Raw genomic sequence first — 20315 nt, 5'->3', positions numbered from 1 at the left:
GATCCAGCCCCGCCGCCGCGGGGCTTTTCATTTCAGCTCAGCGGCGCCACACCCCGGTCGCCAGCGTCGCCGGCGAATACTCCAGATTGCGCCCTCGCCACGGCAGCGCCGCCGCAAAACGCCAGGCGCGGCGCACGTCAAACCGCCAATAGCGTTCCGCCCCTTCGACGCCGGGATCCCCTTCCGCCTGCCAGAGGATTTGCGTTTCCCCCTGCAGATGCAGCACGTCGCCGCGATCGAAATCGATGAACAGCAGCGCCGCCCGCGGTTCGGCGAGCAGATTGCCCAACGTGTTCATGTAGCGGTTGCCGCGAAAGTCCGGCATCCACAGCGTGTCGCCTTCCAGATGGATAAAGCCGGGGCGGCCGCCGCGATGGGAAATATCCACGCCGCCCTGCGGCAGTGTCAGGTGCGCGCAGCTGGCGACGAAGCAGGTGTCCGCGGCGCGGATCAGCGCCTGCGCCGCCGCATCCAGCACGGCCAAATGCTCAACCGGCTGCGGCCGGCTGTCCACCGGGTAGAGTTCGCGGCGCTGAATGTACTGCGGGCAGTTGCCGAAGCTTTGCTGAACGAGGATTTCCACCCGGTTTTTGTCGGTGCGGCCGATGGCGCCGTTGGCGCGGTTGCGCCGCCGGTTGCTGAAATCCAGCCCCAGCGCGCCGACCGGCTTGCCGGGCAGCAACAGCGCCTGGGCGGGATCGTCGCCGCGGCGCGGCGCGCTGATGCGTAAATGCGTGTCGTCCGGCGTGCGTAAAAATCCGGGCGGGCCGGTGAACAGGGTGGCGATGGGCCAGCCTTGTTCATCCAGCGTGGCGACAAACAGGTAGGGCAGCGCGGCGAAAAACGCGCGGTGCTGATCCGGCATCGCGGGGTAGATGCCGCCGCCTACGCCGCCAAACCCGGCCAGCGTCTGTGCGCGCAGCTCATCGGGATGGAACAGTTGCGGGATCATGGCGTCAGCTCCCCGCCGGTTCCGGCAGGGCCGGCATGGCAAAGTAGCCGGGCAGTACAGCGATGCGCGCCGCCCAGCGACGTATCGCAGGGTAAGGCGACAGCGAAATGCCGCCTTCAGCCGCGACCGCCACGTAGCTGTGGCAGGCCAGATCGGCGATGGTGGGGTGTTCGGTGGCCAGGTAGTCCCGCTCGCTCAGATGCTGTTCCATCTGCGGCAGGAAACGATCGCTGACCGCCCGCGCCGCCTGATAGTCCTCCGGCACGGCGAATTGGGCGATCAGTCGGCAGGCCGCCGGGCCGTAGCGGACTTCACCGGCGGCTTTGGAAAGCCAGGCCTGCACTCGCGCCGCCGCGGCCGGCTGTTCCGGCAGCCAGTGGCTGTCCGGCGCATAGCGCTTCACCAGATAGACCAGAATGGCGTTGCTGTCGGCCAGCGTCAGATCGCCATCCTGCAAGACCGGGATCTGGCCGAACGGGTTGAGCCGGCGGAAGGCTGCGCTCTGCCGTACGTCCGCCGAGGCTTCGACCCATGCATAGGGCAGCGCCAGCATGCGCAGCAGCAACGCCACGCGATGAACGTGGCCGGAAAGCGGGGTGCCGTAGAGTGTGATGGTGGACATGGCGTTTCTCCTCAGTGCTTTTTGTCAGCATACTCTTGCGTTGAACGAGCGAAATCCGGCAATGTGGAAATTGATAATTTCACTTTTCGGAAGAATCTATGGATCGGTTAGACGAGTTGGCGATTTTCGTGGCGGTGGTGCAGCAAGGCAGCCTGGCGGCGGCCGGGCGCAAACTGCGGCGTTCGGCGCCGGCGATCACCCGGGCCATCGCCGCGCTGGAACAGCGTTTCGGCACCCGATTGGTGGAGCGCACGACCCGGCGGCTGGCGCCCACCGAGGCGGGTGCGCGGCTGTTGGAGCGCGCGCAACAGCTGCTGCAGGATTATCAGGCGGTGGTGCAGGATACCGCCGAAGCGCAGCTGAGCGGCTTGCTGCGCGTTACCTCGCCGGTGCAGTTCGGCCGCCGGTACGTGGCGCCGGTGGTGATGGCATTTCTCGATGATTACCCGCAGATGCAGATCGAAATGGTATTGAACGATCGCAATCTCGATCTGATTGACGAAGGGTTGGATATCGCGGTGCGCATCGGTCATCTGCAGGACTCTTCCCGCGTGGCGCGGCGGCTGGGGCAGGTCAGCCGGGTGACGGTCGCCAGCCCGGATTACCTGGCGCGCTGCGGTGAACCGCGATCGCCGGCGCAGCTGGCGAAGCACGCCACCATCGTCGGCACCCAGCGGCCGTCGCTGCGCGAATGGCGCTTCGGCCCGCAGGAAAACGGCGAGCGCGTGCGATTGACGCCCCGGCTGTTGCTCAACGACGTGGAAGCGCAACTGCTGGCGGTGCGCGCCGGCAAGGGCGTCGCCCGGTTGCTCTCGTATCAGGTGGCGGACGATTTGGCCGCCGGTACGCTGGTGCGGCTGTTGACGGATCATGAGCCGTTGCCGATGCCGGTACAGCTGGTGGCGCAGCAGGCGCAGCACATGCCGCTGAAGGTGCGCGCCTTTTGGGATTATGCATTTGAACGGCTCAGCGCCTTGCCGCAAATTCAGCTGGACGGGCGGGGGAAATAAACGCAAAAAGTTTCATGGGTTAAACTTTTTCATTATTCATCAGGTTTTATTTTACCGGGCGCGCATTGCTGATGCGCCCGTCTTGACAATAATGTTGTCGGTGCTAATAGTTAATTCACATCTTAAATAATAAACGAAGTTTAATATATGAAACCACTTGCGGGGAGTTATGACAACGGCGCCACGGTGGATAATGAAGCGGCTATTTTGACTTCATTTCAAACCCGCAGCGCGGCTGTTTATAAACAGACGCGCCATGAAAATAATATTGCTTATGGCAACGGCGAACGTGAAACATTTGATTGGCTCTATTCTGCAAAGCAGCATCAGGGGACGTTAATTTTTATTCACGGCGGCTATTGGCAATTTTGCGATAAGGCGGATTTCGCCTTTATCGCCGCCGGGCCGCTGGCGTTGGGTTTTGACGTGGTGTTGGTGGAATATGCGCTCGCACCGGCGGTGGATCTCAACGAAATATGCCGACAGATCGGAATGGCACTGGATGCCATTCAGCGCCGCCTGCCGCCGCACTACGCCCATCCGGTTTATCTGTGCGGCCATTCCGCCGGCGGGCAGCTGGCGGCGCTCTGGCAGCAGCATGCGTTGGTGGATGCCGTCTTTCCCATCAGCGGCCTGTTCGAGCTGGCGCCGCTGCAACAAAGTTATGTCAATCGGGCGCTGCAGTTGACCACGCGGCAAATTGAAACGCTCAGCCCGGCGCGCCGCCTGCCGACGCGCGGCAAGCCGCTTACGCTGTATTACGGCGCATTGGAGCTGCCGGAACTGAGAGGTCAGTCGCAACACTATCATGCGGCGCTGCGCCAACGCGGGCTGCCGGCTGAACTGGTCGCGGTGCCAGGCGCCAACCATTTCACCATCCTGGATGCGTTGTTCGCCGCCGACGGCGCGCTGCTTCGCCAACTTGACCACCACAGGAACCACTGACATGCGCGAGATTGTAGAGACCGGGCTGCCGGATATCGGCCAGCCTTTTTCCTGGGCCACCCGGGGCGGCGGCATGCTGTTTACCGCCCATGGCCCGGTGCGGGCGGACGGCAGCATCGACACCGGCGCGCCGGAGCGACAGATTGCGCTGACCTTCGATAACCTGGCGCAGACGCTGAAGGCGGCGGGCAGCCACAGCGATAAGGTGCTGCAGGTGATCGTGTATCTTACCGACGTTAACGACGTTAAATGGCTCGATGATATTTACCGGAAATACTTTAATTATCCTTATCCCAATCGCTCCACGGTTATCGTCGAGAAATTGGTGGTGCCCGGAATGAAAATAGAAATTACCGTCAGCGCCATCGCCTGATTTAATTTCTCCTTAAGCCTGTCTTCATATTAATTCAATAACGAGTTAAGGATGCGTCATGTTTAAACAGATTGCACCTTCCGCCGCCGATCCTATTCCATCGCTGATGGAAGCCTATTTGCAGGATCCCAATCCGAAAAAAGTGAATTTAGGCATTGGGCTGTATTACGATCGGCAGGGGAATATTCCGCTGATGCAGGCGGTTGAGGCGGCCGAGCAGCGGTTGCTGGCGCTGCGCCGCCCGCACGGTTATCCGCCGATCGAAGGTTCGCCGCAGTTCGCCCGCCAGGTGCAGGCGCTGCTGTTCGGTGAGCAACAGGCGGCCGAGATCGCCACGGTGCAGACCGTCGGCGGCTCCGGCGCGTTGAAGCTGGCGGCGGATTTTTTGCGCCACTTTCTGGCGCGCGGTGAAATCTGGGTGTCCGATCCTACCTGGGCCAATCATTGGGCGATTTTCGAAGGCGCCGGGCTGCGGGTGAATACCTATCCCTACTTTGATGAAGCGGCGGGCGGCCTGCGTTTCGCCGCCATGCTCGACGCGCTGGACAGCCTGCCGCCGGGCAGCGTGGTCTTGCTGCACCCTTGTTGCCACAACCCAACCGGCACCGATCTGACGGCGGAGCAGTGGCGCGCCACGCTCGCCGTGCTGCAACGACGCAGCCTGCTGCCGCTGTTCGACATCGCCTATCAGGGCTTCGGCGACGGGCTGGAGGAAGACTGCTTTGCATTGCGCGAAGCGCTGAAAACCGATCTGCCGTTTTTGGTCTGCAATTCGTTTTCCAAAAACGTCGCGCTGTACGGCCAGCGTCTGGGCGCGCTGTCGGTGCGCTGCGCCGACGCGGAAAATGCCGCCAACGTCAAAGGGGCGTTAAAAACGCTGATCCGCCGCAGCTACTCCTGCCCGCCGACGCACGGCAGCCAGATCGTGGAAACCCTGCTTGGCGACGCCGAACTCGGCGAGCTTTGGCGCGATGAGCTGGCGGAAATGCGCTCACGCATCAAGCAAATGCGTGAACAGCTGGCCGCCGGGCTGGCGCAGGGCGGCTCTTCGCTGGATCACCGGCGCATTCGCGAGCAGCGCGGCATGTTCAGCTATACCGGCCTGAACGAAGCGCAGCTGCAGACCCTGCGGCAGCGCTACGCCATCTATCTGGTCTCGCCCGGCCGCATGTGTCTGCCGGGGCTTAACCCCGGCAACATCGACTATGTGACCGCCGCCATTCTCGACGTCACCCGTACCGCCTAACTCCGCCCGGGAGCACAGCCATGCCACAGATGAATGATTTTGAGCATATCGCCCGCCGCCAGGGCGGGTTGAACAAGCATCTTACCGCCGGGCAGATGTCGATGCTGGCGATCGGCGGCGCCATCGGCACCGGGCTGTTTCTCGGCAGCGCCTACGCCATCCAGATGGCGGGGCCGTCGGTATTGCTGAGCTACCTGATCGGCGGCGTCATTGCGCTGCTGCTGATGGGCAGCCTGGCGGAAATGACCTCCGAACACCCGACGCCCGGCTCGTTCGGCGACTACGCCGAATTCTACCTCGGCCCGCTGTTCGGTTTTCTGGTGCGTTACTCTTACTGGTCCTGCGTGGTGCTGGCGGTGGGCACCGAAGTCACCGCCATCGGCATGTACATGCAGTTCTGGTTCCCGGCGACGCCGACCTGGCCGTGGGTGCTGCTGTTCTCGGCGGCGGTGATCGTTGTCAACGTGATCGGCGTGAAATCGTTCGGCCAGGTGGAATACGCGCTGTCCACCGTCAAAGTGACGGCGATCGTGGCGTTTATTCTGATCGGCATCGGCATTCTGGCGTTCTCGGGCAACCCGGCCTATGGTCTGCGCAACCTGACCGCCGGCGGCTTTATGCCGTTTGGCGTCAAGGGCATGTGGTTCGCGGTGATCGTGTCCATCTTCAGCTACCTGAGCATTGAAATGATCGCGGTGGCCGCCGGCGAGGCGAAGAATCCGGTGATTGCGGTGAAGGCGGCGTTCAAGGGCACCATCGTGCGGCTGTTCATCTTCTACATGCTGTCGATCGCCCTGATGCTGGCCATCGTGCCCTGGCGCCAGTCCGGCACCGGCGAAAGCCCGTTCCTGATGGCGATGAACGTGATCCATCTGCCCGCCGCCGCCGGTATTTTCAACTTTATCGTGCTGGTGGCGGCGCTGTCGGCAATGAACAGCCAGCTGTATATCACCACTCGCATGATGTTCTCGCTGTCGCGCGCCGGGCAGGCGCCGGCGGCGTTGGGGCGCGTCAGCCGGCGCGGTATTCCGGTCAATGCGCTGGCGATGTCGTGCATCGGTATCGTGGTGTCTATCGTGCTGAGCCTGGTGGCGCCGGAAACCTCGTTCGCCGCCATGATGTCTATCTCGGTGTATGGCGCCTGCTTTACCTGGCTGATGATTTTCGTCACCCACCTGTTCTTCCGCCGCCGGCATCGGCAGACCCACCTGAAATTTCGCATGTGGGGCTTTCCCTATACCACCTTGCTCGGCACCGGGCTGATGGCAGCGTTGATGATCTCGACGGCGTTTACCGAATTCTTCCGCATGACGCTGTGGTTCGGTATTCCGTTCACCTTGCTGCTGGTGGCGGCTTATCACTTCCAGAGCCGCCGCGCGGTTGCGCCGTCGCCACTCAAGGCGCCGGAAGTGGAGTAATAAGGGGAGGGGCTGAGGCGCATCTCAGCCCCTGAGACTAAAGCTGGCTTTTCGGGATCAGGTGGTCGCCGAAGCTCAGGCGCCGGCGGCCCGGTTCGATTTCGGTCAGTGGCGCCACTTCGTGCAGCGAGGATTTGCAGCGCTGCACCAAATCCTGATACTCGCGGGTGCCGGCGATCTTCCAGGCCAGCTCCTGTTCGGTCAGATCGCGCAGCACGCGCGCCGGGCTGCCGACCACCAGCTTGTTGGCTTCGATCACCGCCGCGGCTTTGACGAACGCCATCGCGCCGACGATGGTGTTCTCGCCGATCTCCGCACCGTCCATCACCACCGCGTTCATGCCCACCATCGCGTTGCGGCGAATGCGGCAGCCGTGCAGGATGGCGCCGTGGCCGATATGGCCGTCTTCTTCCACCACCGTGTCCTGCTGCGGGAAGCCGTGCATCACGCAGTTGTCCTGAATGTTGGCGCCGTCGCAGATCACCAGGCGGCCAAAATCGCCGCGCAGGCTGGCGTTCGGGCCGATATACACGTGTTTGCCGACGATCACGTCGCCGATCAGCACCGCCGTCGGGTGCACGTAACTGCTGGGGTCAACGACCGGCGTCAGGCCGTCAATCTGATACACAGGCATAGCGTGAGTTCCTTAACATGTAGGGTCGCGCGGCAGGCCGCCGAAGCGCCGATAGTAGCCGGCGGCCGGCGCGGGCAGGGCGCCGATGGTGGTCTCCGCCAGCGCGCTGACGTAGTCCGTCGCGGCGCGATCGACCTGCTGATAGAGATTGATGCACAGATTGCGGGCGATCTGGCCCTCCCACTGGGCGGGCAACAGCGCGTCCGGCAGCAGCGGATCTTTCAACACCACGCGACGGAAGAAGTGAATCAATAATAGCTTAATCTGGAAACAGCGCAGCGGCGTCAGCGCCGCCGGGTCGACTTCGCGCAGCAGCGCCATCAGCGGCCGGAAAGAGACGATAAACTCATGATAACCGGCCGCTACCTCGCTCAATGACCAGCAGTCGGCCACCAGTTTCTGCAGCGTTTGCTCGGAGCGATTGTAGGGGTAATCGGCGCGGAAGTAGATCACCTGCTCGCTGGCGTTCAATTCGCCGAGCAGCGCCGTCACGTCGGTTTGCGCATGGGTGGGGGCGGCCATCAGGTTGTTGGCGATCTGCCCGAACCCGAGCCAGCCCAGCTCTTTTTTCAGCCGCGCGCGCGCGTTTTTTTCGGCGCATTCCAGTAGCAACAGCTCCCATTTGCCGTCCCAGGCGGGCTGCTCGCGCAGATAGATCTTCGATTCGGCGTGGCGGAACTGGCGCATGCCCTGCTCGGTCACGCGGTAGAAGCTGCGGCGGCCGATTTTCTCCACCGCCAGCCACCCCTCTTTCTGCAGGCGGAACACCGAGGTGCGCACGAAGCGATCGCCGAAACCGAAGGCCTCCAGCAGCGCGCTCAGGCTGCCGAGCCACACTTCGCCGCCGCGGTGGCTGAGCGCGTCGCCGTACAGCGAAATGATCAGCGACGTGCCGCTGATCGGCTGGGCGTCGACGGCATGGCGAATGAACTCATCCAGTTTATGTTCCATATTTTTCCATGGGTTAGCCTTCGATGAGCCACAACATTACCATAATTTGATTTGGGGCGGCGTCATCCGTGACGCCGTGCGCCTCAGCGCGGCCGCAGATCGACCACGCGCTGCGCCTTGCCTTCCGAGCGCGGAATATCGCCGCAGTTGGCGATGCTGACGTCGGTGCTGACGCCCACGATCGATTTGATGTGGTGGCGCAGCTGGTGGCAGATATCGCAACGCTGCTGATGGCTGAGGCTGAGCGCCGATTCTTTCAGCTCGACGCGCACCGCCAGCGTGTCCAGATGCCCGCTGCGGCTGACCTGCAGTTGATAGTGCGGCGACAGCTGCTCGAACTGCATGATCTGTTCTTCCACCTGCGACGGGAAGACGTTGACGCCGCGGATGATCAGCATGTCGTCGGAGCGGCCGGTGATCTTGCCCATGCGGCGCATCTGGCGTGCGTCGCCCGGCAGCAGCCGGGTGAGATCGCGGGTGCGGTAGCGGATCACCGGCAGCGCCTCTTTGGTCAGGGTGGTGAACACCAGTTCGCCGTGCTCGCCGTCCGGCAGGGCGATACCGGTCTCCGGGCAGATGATCTCCGGCAGGAAGTGGTCTTCCCAAATGGTGGGGCCGCCGCCGCTTTCCAGACATTCCATCGCCACGCCCGGCCCCATCACCTCCGATAGGCCGTAAATATCCAGCGCCTTGATGCCCATGCGGGTTTCGATTTCGTGGCGCAGGGCTTCGGTCCAGGGTTCGGCGCCGAACACGCCGAGCCGCAGCGAGCAGCCGCGCGCGTCGCCGCCCATTTTGCGCTCCAGTTCATCGATCAGCGTCAGGCAGTAGGACGGCGTCACCATGATGATGTCGGGTTTGAAATCGAGGATCAGCTGCGCCTGGCGTTCCGTCTGCCCGCCGGACATCGGGATCACCGTGGCGCCGAGCCGCTCCGCGCCGTAGTGCGCCCCCAGTCCGCCGGTAAACAGGCCGTAACCGTAGGCGACGTGCACCTTGTCTTTGGCGGTGGCGCCGCCGGCGCGCAGGCAGCGGGCGACGATATCGGCCCAGTTATCGATGTCGCGCTGGGTGTAGCCCACCACCGTCGGGCGGCCGGTGGTGCCCGAGGAAGCGTGGATGCGCACCACCTGTTCCATCGGCACCGCGAAGGTGTCGAACGGGTAGTTGTCGCGCAGATCCTGCTTGGTGGTGTAGGGGAAGCGCGCCAGATCGCTCAGCTGCTTAAGATCGTCGGGGTGTACGCCCGCCTGATCGAACTTGCGCTTGTACATCGGTACATTGTCGTAGGCGTGGTGCAGCGTCCACTTCAAACGCGCCAACTGCAACGCTTCAATCTCATCGCGCGAGGCGAATTCGATCGTTTCGAGGGGCTGTGGATTTATTGTCATGGTTAGCCTCAGGGGTCAGACACGCTCAATGATCATGGCGATGCCTTGGCCCACGCCGATGCACATGGTGCACAGAGCGTAGCGGCCGGCTCGCCGTTCCAGTTCAAACAGGGCGGCCAGCGCCAGGCGCGCGCCGCTCATGCCCAGCGGGTGCCCCAGAGCGATCGCGCCGCCGTTGGGGTTGACCTGCGGGGCATCGTCCGGCAGGCCAAGCTGGCGCATCACCGCCAACGCCTGGGCGGCGAACGCTTCGTTCAGTTCGATGACGTCCATCTGCGCCAGGCTCAGCCCGGCGATCTCCAGCACCTTGCGGGTGGCCGGCAGCGGGCCGATGCCCATCAGCCGCGGCTCCACGCCGCAGGTGGCGGTGGCAAGGATGCGCGCGCGCGGCGTCAGGCCCTGGCGCGCCGCCATCGCTTCGGAGGCGACGATCAGCGCGGCCGCGCCGTCGTTCAGCCCCGAGGCGTTGCCGGCGGTGACGCTGCCGGGCTGACGGAACGGGGTTTTCAGCGCCTGCAGCTGATCGAAGGTGGTGTCGGCGCGCGGGTGTTCATCCTGGCTGAACAGGGTGACTGCGCCTTTTTTACCGGTGAGGCTGACCGGCGCTATCTCCTGCGCCAGGTATCCCAGCGCCTGCGCCCGGGCGGCGCGCTGCTGGCTGCGCAGCGCAAAGGCGTCCTGATCGGCGCGGCTGATGTTGAACTGCGCCGCGACGTTTTCGGCGGTCTCCGGCATCGAATCGGTGCCGAACTCGGCCTGCATGCGCGGGTTGACGAAGCGCCAGCCGAGGGTGGTGTCGTACAACTGCGCCTGGCGGCTGAAGGCGCTGTCGGCCTTGCCCATCACCAGCGGCGCTCGGGTCATCGATTCCGCGCCGCCGGCCAGCATCAGCCCGGCGTCGCCGGCTTTGATGCTGCGCGCCGCCATCGCCAGCGCGTCCAGACCCGAACCGCACAGGCGGTTCACCGTGGTGCCGGAAACGCCGACCGGCAATCCGGCCAGCAGCAGCGCCATGCGCGCCAGATTGCGGTTGTCTTCCCCGGCCTGGTTGGCGCAGCCGAGGATCACATCGTCCAGCTGCGCCCAATCCACCTGTGGATAGCGCTCCAGCAGCACGCGCAGCGGCAGGGCGGCGAGATCGTCGGCCCTCACCTGGGCCAGCGCGCCGCCATAGCGGCCGATCGGGGTGCGCACGCCGTCGCAGATAAATGCCTGATTCATGCCTGATCTCCTAAAATGCTGTGGCCGAGGCGGTGCGCGCGGCCGCGAAACCAGGCGACGGTTTTGCCCTGTTGATTGACGATTTCGACGTCATACAGCCCGGTGGCTTTGCCCTGATGGCGCATCTGCGCGCTGGCGGTGAGGCGATCGCCGGCCAGCGCCGGGCGGACGAAGTCGATGCTGCAGCCGGAAGCCACCGCCGCCAGCCCCTGGCTGTTACAGGCGTAGGCGAAGGCGGTATCCGCCAGGCTGAACAGCTGGCCGCCATGGCAAGTCTGGTGGCCATTGAGCATCTGCGGGCCGACGGTCATGCTGACCTGCGCGTACCCTACGTCGACGGCATCGATGTGCATCCCCATCGCCTGAGCGCAGGTATCTTGCTGGAACATCTGTTCGGCGCAGCGCTGAGCCAGCGCGCGCGGCGTATTGGCGTTCATTGTTCGGCTCCTGAGAAAGAGGCGGGGGAAGCGTAGCGGCGCAGCAGCGGCATCGGGCGATAGCGGGCCTCGCCGTAATAGCGTTGCAGGTTTTCCAGCGTCGTCAGGATGTGGCGCCAGCCGAGCGCGGCGCCCCAGGCGAGCGGGCCGCGCGGATAGTTGACCCCGCGCAGCATCGCCAGATCGGTATCCTCGGCGCTGGCGACGCCTTTGTTCACCACGTCGAGCGCTTCGTTGGCCAGCATGGCCAGGGTGCGCATCGTTAGCAGGCCGGGGTAATCCGGCAACGGGATGACGCGTTTGCCGAGGGACTGCAGCAGACGGATCGCTTTGGCATTGTGTTGCGCGCCGTTTTGCGCCGCGCAGCTGATGGCGATGGCGGAGGCATGCGCATAGTCGGCACAGAGATCGAACAGCACCACGGGCATTCCACGTTCGTCGGCCAGTTGGCCGGCGGTTTTACCATTGGTTAACATCAGTGTAACGTCGTCGATCGTGACGTGCGGGCTGGTCTGGCCAGGTTGTTTGATCGCCCCCGCATTTTCGCTTAACAGCTGCGCCAAATCGGCCAGCGAAGACCAGTCGCCGTGCAGCGTAACGCGCTGCGGCAGCGCGGCCTGCGCCGGTGGCGCAAAGGCGATCATCTCTGCGGTGGGGCGTTGCGCGTCGTAGCGGTAGAAGCCGCGGCCGGATTTGCGGCCGAGGCGCCCGGCGGCCACCAGCTCCTGCTGCACCAGCGAGGGGGTGAAGCGCGGATCCTGGTAGAAGGCCTGATACACCGAGTCGGTCACGGCGTAATTGACGTCCTGGCCGATCAGATCGGTCAACTGCAGCGGGCCCATGGCGAAACCGCCGGCGTCGCGCATTACCGCATCCAGGGTGGCGGCGTCGGCCACCCGTTCTTCCAGCGCGCGCAAGCTTTCGGCGTAGAACGGCCGCGCCACGCGGTTGACGATGAATCCCGGCGTCGAGCGGCACACGACGCTCTGCTTACCCCAGCGCTGCGCCAGGGCTTGCAGCGCGGCGAGGGTCTCGGCCCCGGTCTCCAGACCGCTGACGATCTCCACCAGCTTCATCAGCGGTGCCGGGTTGAAGAAGTGCAGCCCGGCCATGCGCTGCGGGTGTTGCAAGGCGCCGGCGATGGCGGTGATCGACAGCGAGGAAGTATTGCTGGCGAACAGCGCCGTGGGCGAGCAGACCGCTTCCAGATCGCGGAACAGGCTCTGCTTGATCGCCAGATTTTCCGCCACCGCTTCAATCACCAGCGCGCTGTCGGCCAGTTGCTCGAGCGAATCGGCGCGTTCGAGACGCGCCAGCAGCGCCTCGGTGGTGTTTGCGTCGGCCTTGCTGCCGTCGACCCGCTGCCGCAGGCGGCGAGCGAGTTCGTCGATCGCGCGCTGGGCGGCGGCGGGGGCGATATCGAACAGCCGCACCGGGTGACCGGCGGCGGCGGCCACCTGCGCAATGCCGATGCCCATGGTGCCGGCGCCGATCACTGCCACCTGGCCGTTAAGAAGGGGCGCGTTCATGGCTATTTCCCGCTGAAGTTTGGCGTGCGTTTGGCGAAGAACGCGCTGACGCCTTCGCGGTAGTCGTCGCTGCGGCCGCCCAATCGCTGCAGATCGCGCTCCAGATCGAGTTGTTGATCGAGGCTGTTGGTGGCCGAACTGTAGATGGCTTTCTTGATTAGCCCCAGACCGTAAGTCGGCTGGGTGGCCAGATGGCGCGCCAGCGTTTGCGTGCGGTCGGCCAATTCATCCGCCGGCACCACCTGCCAGATCATGCCCCACTCCAGCGCCTGTTGGGCGCTGATTTTGTCGCCCAGCATGGCCATGCCCATCGCGCGGGCGTGGCCGGCCAGCCGCGGCAGGAACCAGCTGCCGCCGGAATCCGGCACCAGCCCCAGGCGGCAGAACGACTGAATAAAGCCGGCGTTGTCGGCGGCGATCACGATGTCGCACGCCAGAGCCAGCGCGGCGCCGGCGCCGGCCGCCACGCCGTTGACCGCGCACACCACCGGTTTGGGCAGGGCGGTCAGGCGACGGATCAGGGGGTTGTAGAAACGTTCGACCGACAGGCCGAGGTCCGGCGCCTGTTGATCGGCGCTGACGTTGCGATCGTTGAGATCCTGCCCGGCGCAGAAACCGCGGCCGGCGCCGGCGATCAGCAGGCAGCGCACGTTGTCGTCGCGTTCGGCTTGCGTCAGCGCTTCGCTCAGTTGGCGATGCATCTCGTCGTTAAAGCTGTTGAGCCGATCCGGCCGGTTGAGGGTCAGCGTCAACACGCCGGCGTCGAGATGGCTGAGAATCAATGCGTTATCCATAAATCAGCGCCCCTGATAGTTTGGCGTACGTTTTTCGAAAAAGGCGGCGATGCCTTCGCGGCGATCGTCGGTGGCGGCCAGGGTGACAAATTGCTGACGCTCCATCGCCAGCCCCTGGCTAAGGCCGATTTCCTCGGCCTGTTTCAGCGCCTGTTTGGCGGCGCGCAGCGCCAGCGGCGCCTGGCGGCTGATGCGATCGGCAATCTGCTGCGTGCGCTCCAGCGTCAGGGCATCGACACATACTTCGCTGATCAGGCCGGCCTGCAGCGCGGTGCGGGCGTCGATGGCTTCGCCGGTCAGCACCATCTGGCTGGCGCGCGCCTTGCCGACGCAGCGGATCAGGCGCTGGGTGCCCCCGGCGCCCGGCATCAGGCCGAGGGTGATCTCCGGCAGGCCGAAGCGGGCGCTTTCGCCGCCGATGACGATGTCGCAGGCCAGCGCCAGCTCGCAGCCGGCGCCCAGGGCATAACCGTTCACCGCCGCCAGCAGCGGTTTGCTGAACTGCGTCAGCCGTTGCCACAGCTGCGGACGGCGATCCGCCAGCGTGGCCGGCAGATCCTGCTGTTGCAGTTCGCGCAGATCGGCGCCGGCGGCGAAGAAGCGCGCCGCGCCGGCGATCACCACGGCGCCCACGCCGCTGTCGGCGTCGGCCTGCTCCAGCTGGGCAACCAGCTGTTCCAGACACGGCGTGCTTAGGGCGTTACGCGCCTCCGGGCGATGCAGCGTCAGCGTGACCACGCGGTGTTGCTGCTGATGCAAAATAAACGGGGTATCCATCGCGGCTCCTAGACGTCGAAGTCCAACACCACGCCGTCGCCTTTCGGCCACGACTGGCAGCTCAATACGTAGCCCGCCGCCAGCTGATCCGGCTCCAGGCTGTAGTTGACGCCCATCTCCACCTGGCCGGCCTTCAGACGGCATTTGCAGGTGGCGCACACGCCGCCTTTGCAGGCGTAGGGCAGATCGGCGCCCTGGCGCAGCGCGGCATCGAGAATGCTGTCGTCCTGTTCGCCGACCTCGATATCCAACCGGCGGCCGTCGAGCAGGATCGCCACCCGGGTGGCGTTGCGATCGCCGCTGTGGCGCGGGCGGGTGACCAGGCCGCTGGTGTTGAAACGTTCGCTGTGGATGTGGTTGGCCGGTACGCCGGCCTGTTCCAGCACGGTCTGCGCGTCGTCCATCATCGATTCCGGCCCGCAGATGAAGGCGTGGTCATAGTCGCGGAAATCCAGCAGCGCGCCGCCGATCGCCGCCAGGCGCTCACGGTCGATGCGGCCGCTGAGCAGCGGGCTGTCGAGGCTCTCCTGGCTGAACAGGTACAGCGGCTGAAAACGCTGCGGATAGCGGTTTTTCAGATCCGACAGCGCCTCTTTGAACATCATTGAACGGCTGTTGCGGTTGCCGTAGATCAGGGTGAAGCTGCTGCCCGGCTCAAGCTGCAGCGTCGCTTTGATGATCGACAGCATCGGCGTGATGCCGGAGCCGGCGGCGATCGCCAGGTAATTGCCGCGGCGCTCCGCCTGCGGCTGATAGCCGAAGCGCCCCTGCGGCACCATCACTTCCAGCGCATCGCCGACTTTCAGCATACGGTTGACGAAGCCGGAGAAACGGCCCCGATCAATCGCTTTTACGCCGATCTGCAGCAGGCCTTCCTGCGGTGAACTGCAGATGGAATAGCAACGCCGCAGCTCTTCGCCGTTGACCCGCGCCTTGAGCGTCAGGTGCTGGCCGGGGGTGTAGCGGTATTGGTTTTGCAGCTCTTCGGGCACCCGCAGGGTGATGGCTACGGCGTCCGGCGTTTCGCGCTCGATGGCGGCGACGTTCAGGCGATGAAAGACCGTCATGGTGTCAGCGCTCCTATATGCATTTGAAGTAGTCGAACGGTTCCCGGCAGTCGCAGCAGCGGTACAGCGCTTTACAGGCGGTGGAGCCGAACTCGCTGATCTTCTCGCTGTGGGTGCTGCCGCAGCGCGGGCAGGCGACCGGGCCGTGGGCGTGCGGCCGATCGCAGGTGTGGCCCTGCGGGGGCGCTACGCCGTATTGCCGCAGCCGCTCGCGGGCGTCGGCGTTCATCCAGTCGGTGGTCCAGGCCGGGCTGAGGCGAATGTCCACCCGCACCGGGCTGAAGCCGGCGGCCGTCAGCCGCTGCTCGATGGCGTTGAGTAAAAATTCGGTGGCCGGGCAGCCGGAATAGGTTGGGGTGAAGGTCACGCGCCAGCCGCTGCCGTCGCGCACCACGTCGCGCACCATGCCCAAATCGGTGATCGACAGCACCGGCAGTTCGGGATCGCTGATCTGCTGCAGGCAGTGCCAAATCTGCGGGATTTCGGCGGGTTGCAAACGAGTGACGTTCATCGCGGCCTCCTACCACTGACTGTTTGGATAGGCGCGCTGCAGGAACTGCATCTCCGCCAGCAGCGGGCCGAGGTGTTCACTGTGTCGGCCTTGTTTGCCGCCGTGCCGGAACGCCTGCTCGGCGGGCAGCGTCAACGTCGCCTGGCGCAGCGTCTCCTCCACCTGCGCTTGCCAGGGAGCCTGCAGCTGGCGCGGATCGACGGCGATGCCCTGTTCCGCCAGCTCAAGCTCCAGCGCGTCGGCGTGGAACAGCTCAGCGGTGAAGCGCCACAGGTTATCCAGCGACTGCTGGATCTTGCGGTGGCTGATGTCGTTGCCGTCGCCGAGGCGGATCATCCAGCCGCGGCTGAAGCGCAGGTGGTAATCGGCCTCCTTCAATGACTTGGCGGCGATGGCGGCGATCTGCGCATCGCGGCTGCGGCTCAACGCCTGATGCAGCTGCACGTGGTAGACGTCGAGCAGGAACTGGCGCACCAACGTGTCGTTGAAACCGCCGTTCGGCTGTTCCGCCAGCAACAGGTTATGAAACTGGCGTTCGTCGCGGCCGAAGGCCAGGCTGTCTTCGCTGCAGGGCGGCCCGGCCAGTTCGGCGGCGTAGCTCAGGAAGTGGCGCGCCTGGCCGAGCAGATCGAGCCCGATGTTGGCCAACGCCAGATCGATTTCCAGCTCGGGCGCGTGGCCGCACCAGGCGCACAGACGCTGGGCGAGGATCAAAGGCGTGTCGCCCTGGCGGAGCAAATAGCTGATGCGCGGATCGTTAACCGTCATGGTCGCCTCTACATGTTCTTGATGCCGTCGGGAATGGTGTAAAACGTCGGATGACGGTAGATCTTGTCTTCGGACGGATCGAAGAACGCGCCGCGATCTTCCGGCTGCGAGGCGATCAGATGGCGGGATTGCACCACCCAAATCGAGCAGCCTTCGTTGCGGCGCGTGTAGGCGTCGCGGGCGTTTTCCAGCGCCATTTGGTCGTCTGCGGCGTGCAGGCTGCCGACGTGGCGATGCGCCAACCCTTGTTTGCTGCGGATAAACACTTCATACAGCGGCCATTCAACGTGGCTCATGATCTCGGTTCCTTATGTTGGCTATGCGGCGGAAGCGGCGTTTTTCGCGGCGTGGGCCATGGCGCCGTCGCGCACCCAGGCGCCGTCTTCCCAGGCGCGGCGTTTGGCCTGCAGGCGTTCGTGGTTGCATTGGCCGCGTCCTTTGATCACTTCATGCAGTTCGCTCCAGTCGATCTCGCCGAAGCGATAGTGGCCGGCGGCCTCGTCCCAGGTAAGACTCGGGTCCGGCGCCGTCATGCCCAGCGCCTCAAGCTGCGGCACGGTGTTGTCGACGAACTTTTGCCGCAGTTCATCGTTGCTGTGGCGTTTGATTTTCCAGGCCATGCTCTGGGCGCTGTGAGGGGAGTCGGCGTCGCTCGGGCCGAACATCATCAGCACCGGCCACCAGAAGCGATCGATGGCGTCCTGCAACATCGCGCGCTGCGCATCGCTGCCGTGGGCCATCGCCATCACCGCCTCGTAGCCCTGGCGCTGGTGGAAGCTTTCCTCTTTGCAGATTTTCACCATCGCCCGCGCGTAGGGGCCGAAGGACGCGCGGCACAGCGCCACCTGGTTGACGATGGCGGCGCCGTCGACCAGCCAGCCGATCACGCCGATATCCGCCCAGTTGAGCGTGGGGTAATTGAAGATCGAGGAGTACTTCATTTTGCCGTCGAGCATCTTTTGGTAGATGTCCTGGCGCGAACAGCCGAGGGTTTCGGCGGCGCTGTAGAGGTACAGGCCGTGGCCGGCCTCATCCTGCACTTTGGCCAGCAGCACCGCTTTGCGGCGCAGCGTGGGGGCGCGCGTCAACCAGTTGGCTTCCGGCAGCATGCCGATGACTTCCGAATGGGCGTGTTGGCCAATCTGCCGAATCAGGTTCTGACGGTAAGCGTCCGGCATCCAGTCTTTGGCTTCGATAGCGATATCCGCCGCGATCTTGGCGTCGAAATGCTGCTGATACTGTGCTTCAGTTGTCATGCTCGCCTCTTGGTGATTCGTATTTTTCACATTGAATATAAAAATGTGAATCACTTTAACTAACCATAAGGCTACAAACTGATAACAAAAAGATCAAACGAGATTCATGTGGTTTTGCGAGCGCACTCACAAGTGAATTGTTTATATTATTGATTTAATTTGATAAATAAAATCAATGACTCTGTGTTAACGACAGGGAAAGCGGCTTGAACGCGCTTCTTGTTCTCTTTTTGTTAAAATTGAGTTTGGCGTAAACTGGCATTTATGTGATACGTAATTAAGCTGTAGGGTGAAAATTTATGAATTTTGGAGGGTACATGCAGCAGTTACACAGTTATCTTTCTGGCGCCTGGGTGTATGGGCAGGGAGAGAGCCGCGAGATCCGCCACGCCGTGACCGGCGAGGCGCTGTACCAGGTCTGCTCCGACGGCCTGCCGTTAGCGGCGAGCCTGAGCTATGCCCGCCGCCACGGGGGGCCGGCGCTGGCGCAAATGACGTTCCAGCAGCGCGCCCAGATGCTCAAAGCGGTGGCGAAACACCTGCTGGCGCACAAAGAGGCGCTGTATCAGATTTCCTATCAAACCGGGGCGACGCGCAGCGACGGCTGGGTCGATATCGAAGGCGGCATCGCCACGCTGTTCGCCTATGCCGGCATGGCCGGCCGCGATCTGCCGGATGATACCCTGTGGCCGGAGGATGAGCTGATCCCGTTGTCGAAACAGGCGCAGTTCGCCGCTCGCCACGTATTGACCTCGCGCCCGGGCGTGGCGCTGCATATCAACGCCTTCAACTTCCCTTGCTGGGGCATGCTGGAAAAACTGGCGCCGACCTGGCTGGCGGGCATGCCGGCCATCATCAAGCCGGCCACCGCCACCGCGCAGCTGACGCAGGCGATGGTCAGGCTGATCGTCGACAGCGGGCTGGTGCCGGAAGGGGCGCTGCAGTTGGTATGCGGTGGCGTCGGCGACATGTTTGCGCACCTGGATTATCAGGATGCGGTGACGTTCACCGGTTCGGCGCAGACCGGGCAGCGGCTGCGCGCGCACCCGCGGCTGTTGGAGAAATCGATCGCCTTCACCATGGAGGCGGATTCGCTCAACTGCTGCGTGCTGGCGGAAGACGTAACGCCGGAGATGCCGGAGTTTGCGCTGTTTATCAAAGAGGTGTGCCGTGAAATGACCGCCAAGGCGGGGCAGAAATGCACGGCGATCCGCCGCATCATCGTGCCGGCGGCGCAGGTGGTTGCGGTGCGTCAGGCCTTGTTGCAGCGCCTGGCTGGGGTGACGGTGGGCGACCCGCAGCTGGAGCAGGTGCGCATGGGGGCGTTGGTCAGCCACGAGCAGCGTGATGATGTGCAAAGCAAGGTGGAGTTCCTGCTGCGCAACGGCTGCGAACCGCTGTGCGGCGCGTCGCTGGATAAGCTGGAAATCCTGGGCGACGGCGCGCGCGGCGGGGCGTTTTATCCGCCGACCCTGCTGTATTGCGCCGATCCGTTCACCCATCAGGCGGTGCACGGCACCGAGGCCTTTGGCCCGGTGGCGACGCTGATGCCGTATGCGGATACCGAGCAGGCGATCGCGTTGGCGTTGCTGGGGCAGGGCAGCCTGGCGGGGTCGCTGGTGACCGCCGATCCGGCATTGGCCAAGCGATTCATTCGCGCGGCGGCGTGCGCCCACGGCCGCATGTTGATTCTGGATGAACAGGCGGCGGCGGAGTCCACCGGCCACGGGTCGCCGCTGCCGATGTTGGTGCACGGCGGCCCGGGGCGCGCGGGCGGCGGTGAAGAGCTGGGTGGACTGCGCGCGGTGAAGCACTATATGCAGCGCACGGCGATCCAGGGCAGCCCGGCGATGCTGGCGGCCATCGGCGGCGAATGGGTGCGCGGCGCGCCGGTCGCCGAGCACCCGGTACATCCGTTCCGGAAATACTTCGAGCAGCTGCAGTTGGGCGACAGCCTGTTGACCGCGCGCCGTACCGTGACCGAAGCGGATATCGTCAACTTCGCTTGCCTGAGCGGCGATCATTTCTACGCGCACATGGACAAGATCGGCGCCGCCGATTCGCTGTTCGGCGAGCGGGTGGCTCACGGTTACTTTGTGGTGTCCGCTGCGGCCGGGCTGTTTGTCGATGCCGCCGTCGGGCCGGTGATCGCCAACTACGGCATGGAGAATCTGCGCTTTATCGAACCGGTGAAGATCGGCGACACCATTCAGGTGCGGTTGACCTGCAAGAAGAAGATCCGCAAGCCGCAGAAAACCGCCGAAGATCGGCCGCACGGCGTGGTGGTGTGGGATGTGCAAGTATTGAATCAGGAACAGCAGCCGGTGGCGCTGTACAGCATCCTGACGTTGGTGGCGCGCCAACAGGGGGACTTCGAGGCGTGATGCGCGCTTGCCGCCGCCGGAGCTGCCGG

21 protein-coding genes are annotated in these 20315 nt (G+C 64.1%); 6 read left to right on the top strand and 15 right to left on the bottom strand.

Features of this window, described 5'->3' with window-relative positions; all coding sequences use genetic code 11:
- Positions 1–37: 37 nt before the first annotated feature.
- Positions 38–952 carry a pyridoxamine 5'-phosphate oxidase family protein gene (locus EDY99_RS12425; protein ID WP_033650796.1) on the bottom strand — a complete coding sequence of 305 codons (915 nt, stop codon included), beginning with the start codon at positions 950–952 and terminating at the stop codon, positions 38–40.
- Between the two features lie 4 nt (positions 953–956).
- A complete protein-coding gene (locus tag EDY99_RS12420) occupies positions 957–1574 on the bottom strand; it encodes a glutathione S-transferase family protein (RefSeq protein ID WP_060660543.1) in 618 nt (205 codons plus the stop codon).
- A gap of 98 nt (positions 1575–1672) precedes the next feature.
- Between EDY99_RS12420 and EDY99_RS12415 the strand changes: the two genes are divergently transcribed.
- From EDY99_RS12415 to EDY99_RS12395, 5 genes are all read left to right on the top strand, one after another.
- Positions 1673–2584 carry a LysR family transcriptional regulator gene (locus EDY99_RS12415; protein ID WP_116286308.1) on the top strand — a complete coding sequence of 304 codons (912 nt, stop codon included), beginning with the start codon at positions 1673–1675 and terminating at the stop codon, positions 2582–2584.
- Positions 2585–2731: 147 nt separating this feature from the next.
- Complete coding sequence (locus tag EDY99_RS12410; protein WP_116286307.1) at positions 2732–3529, top strand: alpha/beta hydrolase; 798 nt, start codon at positions 2732–2734, stop codon at positions 3527–3529.
- A 1-nt stretch (position 3530) separates the two neighbouring features.
- Entirely contained in the window at positions 3531–3902 is a 372-nt protein-coding gene (locus tag EDY99_RS12405; RefSeq protein ID WP_033643621.1) for a RidA family protein, read from the top strand.
- 58 nt (positions 3903–3960) lie between these two features.
- Positions 3961–5148, top strand: a complete 1188-nt coding sequence (locus tag EDY99_RS12400; RefSeq protein ID WP_123061788.1) for an amino acid aminotransferase — start codon at positions 3961–3963, stop codon at positions 5146–5148.
- Between the two features lie 20 nt (positions 5149–5168).
- Positions 5169–6566, top strand: coding sequence for an amino acid permease (locus tag EDY99_RS12395; RefSeq protein ID WP_047025410.1), 1398 nt, complete (start codon positions 5169–5171; stop codon positions 6564–6566).
- 37 nt (positions 6567–6603) lie between these two features.
- Here EDY99_RS12395 and paaY read toward each other — a convergent pair whose 3' ends face one another.
- The 13 genes from paaY to paaA all read right to left on the bottom strand — a co-directional run bounded on the left by paaY (position 6604) and on the right by paaA (position 17902).
- Positions 6604–7200, bottom strand: a complete 597-nt coding sequence (gene paaY / locus EDY99_RS12390; RefSeq protein WP_033643617.1) for a phenylacetic acid degradation protein PaaY — start codon at positions 7198–7200, stop codon at positions 6604–6606.
- Between the two features lie 12 nt (positions 7201–7212).
- The gene (gene paaX, locus EDY99_RS12385; protein ID WP_046687375.1) at positions 7213–8151 is read right to left on the bottom strand and encodes a phenylacetic acid degradation operon negative regulatory protein PaaX; all 939 of its coding nucleotides are present in this window, start codon (positions 8149–8151) and stop codon (positions 7213–7215) included.
- A gap of 83 nt (positions 8152–8234) precedes the next feature.
- Entirely contained in the window at positions 8235–9542 is a 1308-nt protein-coding gene (gene paaK / locus EDY99_RS12380) for a phenylacetate--CoA ligase PaaK (protein ID WP_016927188.1), read from the bottom strand.
- 15 nt (positions 9543–9557) lie between these two features.
- Entirely contained in the window at positions 9558–10763 is a 1206-nt protein-coding gene (gene pcaF / locus EDY99_RS12375; protein WP_108681033.1) for a 3-oxoadipyl-CoA thiolase, read from the bottom strand.
- A complete protein-coding gene (paaI, locus tag EDY99_RS12370; protein WP_033643614.1) occupies positions 10760–11200 on the bottom strand; it encodes a hydroxyphenylacetyl-CoA thioesterase PaaI in 441 nt (146 codons plus the stop codon). The genes pcaF and paaI overlap by 4 nt, the downstream gene beginning before the upstream one ends.
- Positions 11197–12729 carry a 3-hydroxyacyl-CoA dehydrogenase gene (locus EDY99_RS12365; RefSeq protein ID WP_116286305.1) on the bottom strand — a complete coding sequence of 511 codons (1533 nt, stop codon included), beginning with the start codon at positions 12727–12729 and terminating at the stop codon, positions 11197–11199. Before EDY99_RS12365 ends, paaI begins: the two co-directional genes overlap by 4 nt.
- A 2-nt stretch (positions 12730–12731) precedes the next feature.
- Positions 12732–13523 carry a 2-(1,2-epoxy-1,2-dihydrophenyl)acetyl-CoA isomerase PaaG gene (gene paaG / locus EDY99_RS12360; RefSeq protein ID WP_033643612.1) on the bottom strand — a complete coding sequence of 264 codons (792 nt, stop codon included), beginning with the start codon at positions 13521–13523 and terminating at the stop codon, positions 12732–12734.
- A gap of 3 nt (positions 13524–13526) precedes the next feature.
- Positions 13527–14300 carry a 2,3-dehydroadipyl-CoA hydratase PaaF gene (gene paaF / locus EDY99_RS12355; RefSeq protein ID WP_123061787.1) on the bottom strand — a complete coding sequence of 258 codons (774 nt, stop codon included), beginning with the start codon at positions 14298–14300 and terminating at the stop codon, positions 13527–13529.
- Positions 14301–14308: 8 nt separating this feature from the next.
- Complete coding sequence (gene paaE / locus EDY99_RS12350; RefSeq protein ID WP_123061786.1) at positions 14309–15367, bottom strand: 1,2-phenylacetyl-CoA epoxidase subunit PaaE; 1059 nt, start codon at positions 15365–15367, stop codon at positions 14309–14311.
- A gap of 13 nt (positions 15368–15380) precedes the next feature.
- The gene (paaD, locus tag EDY99_RS12345) at positions 15381–15878 is read right to left on the bottom strand and encodes a 1,2-phenylacetyl-CoA epoxidase subunit PaaD (protein WP_033643609.1); all 498 of its coding nucleotides are present in this window, start codon (positions 15876–15878) and stop codon (positions 15381–15383) included.
- 9 nt (positions 15879–15887) lie between these two features.
- A complete protein-coding gene (gene paaC / locus EDY99_RS12340; protein WP_122137184.1) occupies positions 15888–16646 on the bottom strand; it encodes a 1,2-phenylacetyl-CoA epoxidase subunit PaaC in 759 nt (252 codons plus the stop codon).
- Between the two features lie 8 nt (positions 16647–16654).
- A complete protein-coding gene (gene paaB, locus EDY99_RS12335) occupies positions 16655–16942 on the bottom strand; it encodes a 1,2-phenylacetyl-CoA epoxidase subunit PaaB (protein ID WP_004935173.1) in 288 nt (95 codons plus the stop codon).
- Positions 16943–16963: 21 nt separating this feature from the next.
- The gene (paaA, locus tag EDY99_RS12330) at positions 16964–17902 is read right to left on the bottom strand and encodes a 1,2-phenylacetyl-CoA epoxidase subunit PaaA (RefSeq protein ID WP_042784922.1); all 939 of its coding nucleotides are present in this window, start codon (positions 17900–17902) and stop codon (positions 16964–16966) included.
- Between the two features lie 317 nt (positions 17903–18219).
- Here paaA and paaZ point away from each other — a divergent pair, with 317 nt between their 5' ends.
- A complete protein-coding gene (paaZ, locus tag EDY99_RS12325; protein WP_046687371.1) occupies positions 18220–20286 on the top strand; it encodes a phenylacetic acid degradation bifunctional protein PaaZ in 2067 nt (688 codons plus the stop codon).
- Positions 20287–20315: the final 29 nt, after the last annotated feature.

The sequence above is a fragment of the Serratia sp. LS-1 genome, assembly GCF_003719595.1.
Lineage (GTDB): Bacteria > Pseudomonadota > Gammaproteobacteria > Enterobacterales > Enterobacteriaceae > Serratia > Serratia ureilytica.
The sequence above is the reverse complement of the archived record's forward strand: the minus strand, read 5'-3'. Positions and strand labels throughout refer to the sequence as shown.

Excerpts from the sequence above, each read along its gene's own strand:
- EDY99_RS12425 (WP_033650796.1), bottom strand. The coding sequence starts at position 952 with ATGATCCCGCAACTGTTCCATCCCGATGAGCTGCGCGCACAGACGCTG.
- EDY99_RS12420 (WP_060660543.1), bottom strand. The coding sequence starts at position 1,574 with ATGTCCACCATCACACTCTACGGCACCCCGCTTTCCGGCCACGTTCAT.
- EDY99_RS12415 (WP_116286308.1), top strand. The coding sequence starts at position 1,673 with ATGGATCGGTTAGACGAGTTGGCGATTTTCGTGGCGGTGGTGCAGCAA.
- EDY99_RS12410 (WP_116286307.1), top strand. The coding sequence starts at position 2,732 with ATGAAACCACTTGCGGGGAGTTATGACAACGGCGCCACGGTGGATAAT.
- EDY99_RS12405 (WP_033643621.1), top strand. The coding sequence starts at position 3,531 with ATGCGCGAGATTGTAGAGACCGGGCTGCCGGATATCGGCCAGCCTTTT.
- EDY99_RS12400 (WP_123061788.1), top strand. The coding sequence starts at position 3,961 with ATGTTTAAACAGATTGCACCTTCCGCCGCCGATCCTATTCCATCGCTG.
- EDY99_RS12395 (WP_047025410.1), top strand. The coding sequence starts at position 5,169 with ATGCCACAGATGAATGATTTTGAGCATATCGCCCGCCGCCAGGGCGGG.
- paaY (WP_033643617.1), bottom strand. The coding sequence starts at position 7,200 with ATGCCTGTGTATCAGATTGACGGCCTGACGCCGGTCGTTGACCCCAGC.
- paaX (WP_046687375.1), bottom strand. The coding sequence starts at position 8,151 with ATGGAACATAAACTGGATGAGTTCATTCGCCATGCCGTCGACGCCCAG.
- paaK (WP_016927188.1), bottom strand. The coding sequence starts at position 9,542 with ATGACAATAAATCCACAGCCCCTCGAAACGATCGAATTCGCCTCGCGC.
- pcaF (WP_108681033.1), bottom strand. The coding sequence starts at position 10,763 with ATGAATCAGGCATTTATCTGCGACGGCGTGCGCACCCCGATCGGCCGC.
- paaI (WP_033643614.1), bottom strand. The coding sequence starts at position 11,200 with ATGAACGCCAATACGCCGCGCGCGCTGGCTCAGCGCTGCGCCGAACAG.
- EDY99_RS12365 (WP_116286305.1), bottom strand. The coding sequence starts at position 12,729 with ATGAACGCGCCCCTTCTTAACGGCCAGGTGGCAGTGATCGGCGCCGGC.
- paaG (WP_033643612.1), bottom strand. The coding sequence starts at position 13,523 with ATGGATAACGCATTGATTCTCAGCCATCTCGACGCCGGCGTGTTGACG.
- paaF (WP_123061787.1), bottom strand. The coding sequence starts at position 14,300 with ATGGATACCCCGTTTATTTTGCATCAGCAGCAACACCGCGTGGTCACG.
- paaE (WP_123061786.1), bottom strand. The coding sequence starts at position 15,367 with ATGACGGTCTTTCATCGCCTGAACGTCGCCGCCATCGAGCGCGAAACG.
- paaD (WP_033643609.1), bottom strand. The coding sequence starts at position 15,878 with ATGAACGTCACTCGTTTGCAACCCGCCGAAATCCCGCAGATTTGGCAC.
- paaC (WP_122137184.1), bottom strand. The coding sequence starts at position 16,646 with ATGACGGTTAACGATCCGCGCATCAGCTATTTGCTCCGCCAGGGCGAC.
- paaB (WP_004935173.1), bottom strand. The coding sequence starts at position 16,942 with ATGAGCCACGTTGAATGGCCGCTGTATGAAGTGTTTATCCGCAGCAAA.
- paaA (WP_042784922.1), bottom strand. The coding sequence starts at position 17,902 with ATGACAACTGAAGCACAGTATCAGCAGCATTTCGACGCCAAGATCGCG.
- paaZ (WP_046687371.1), top strand. The coding sequence starts at position 18,220 with ATGCAGCAGTTACACAGTTATCTTTCTGGCGCCTGGGTGTATGGGCAG.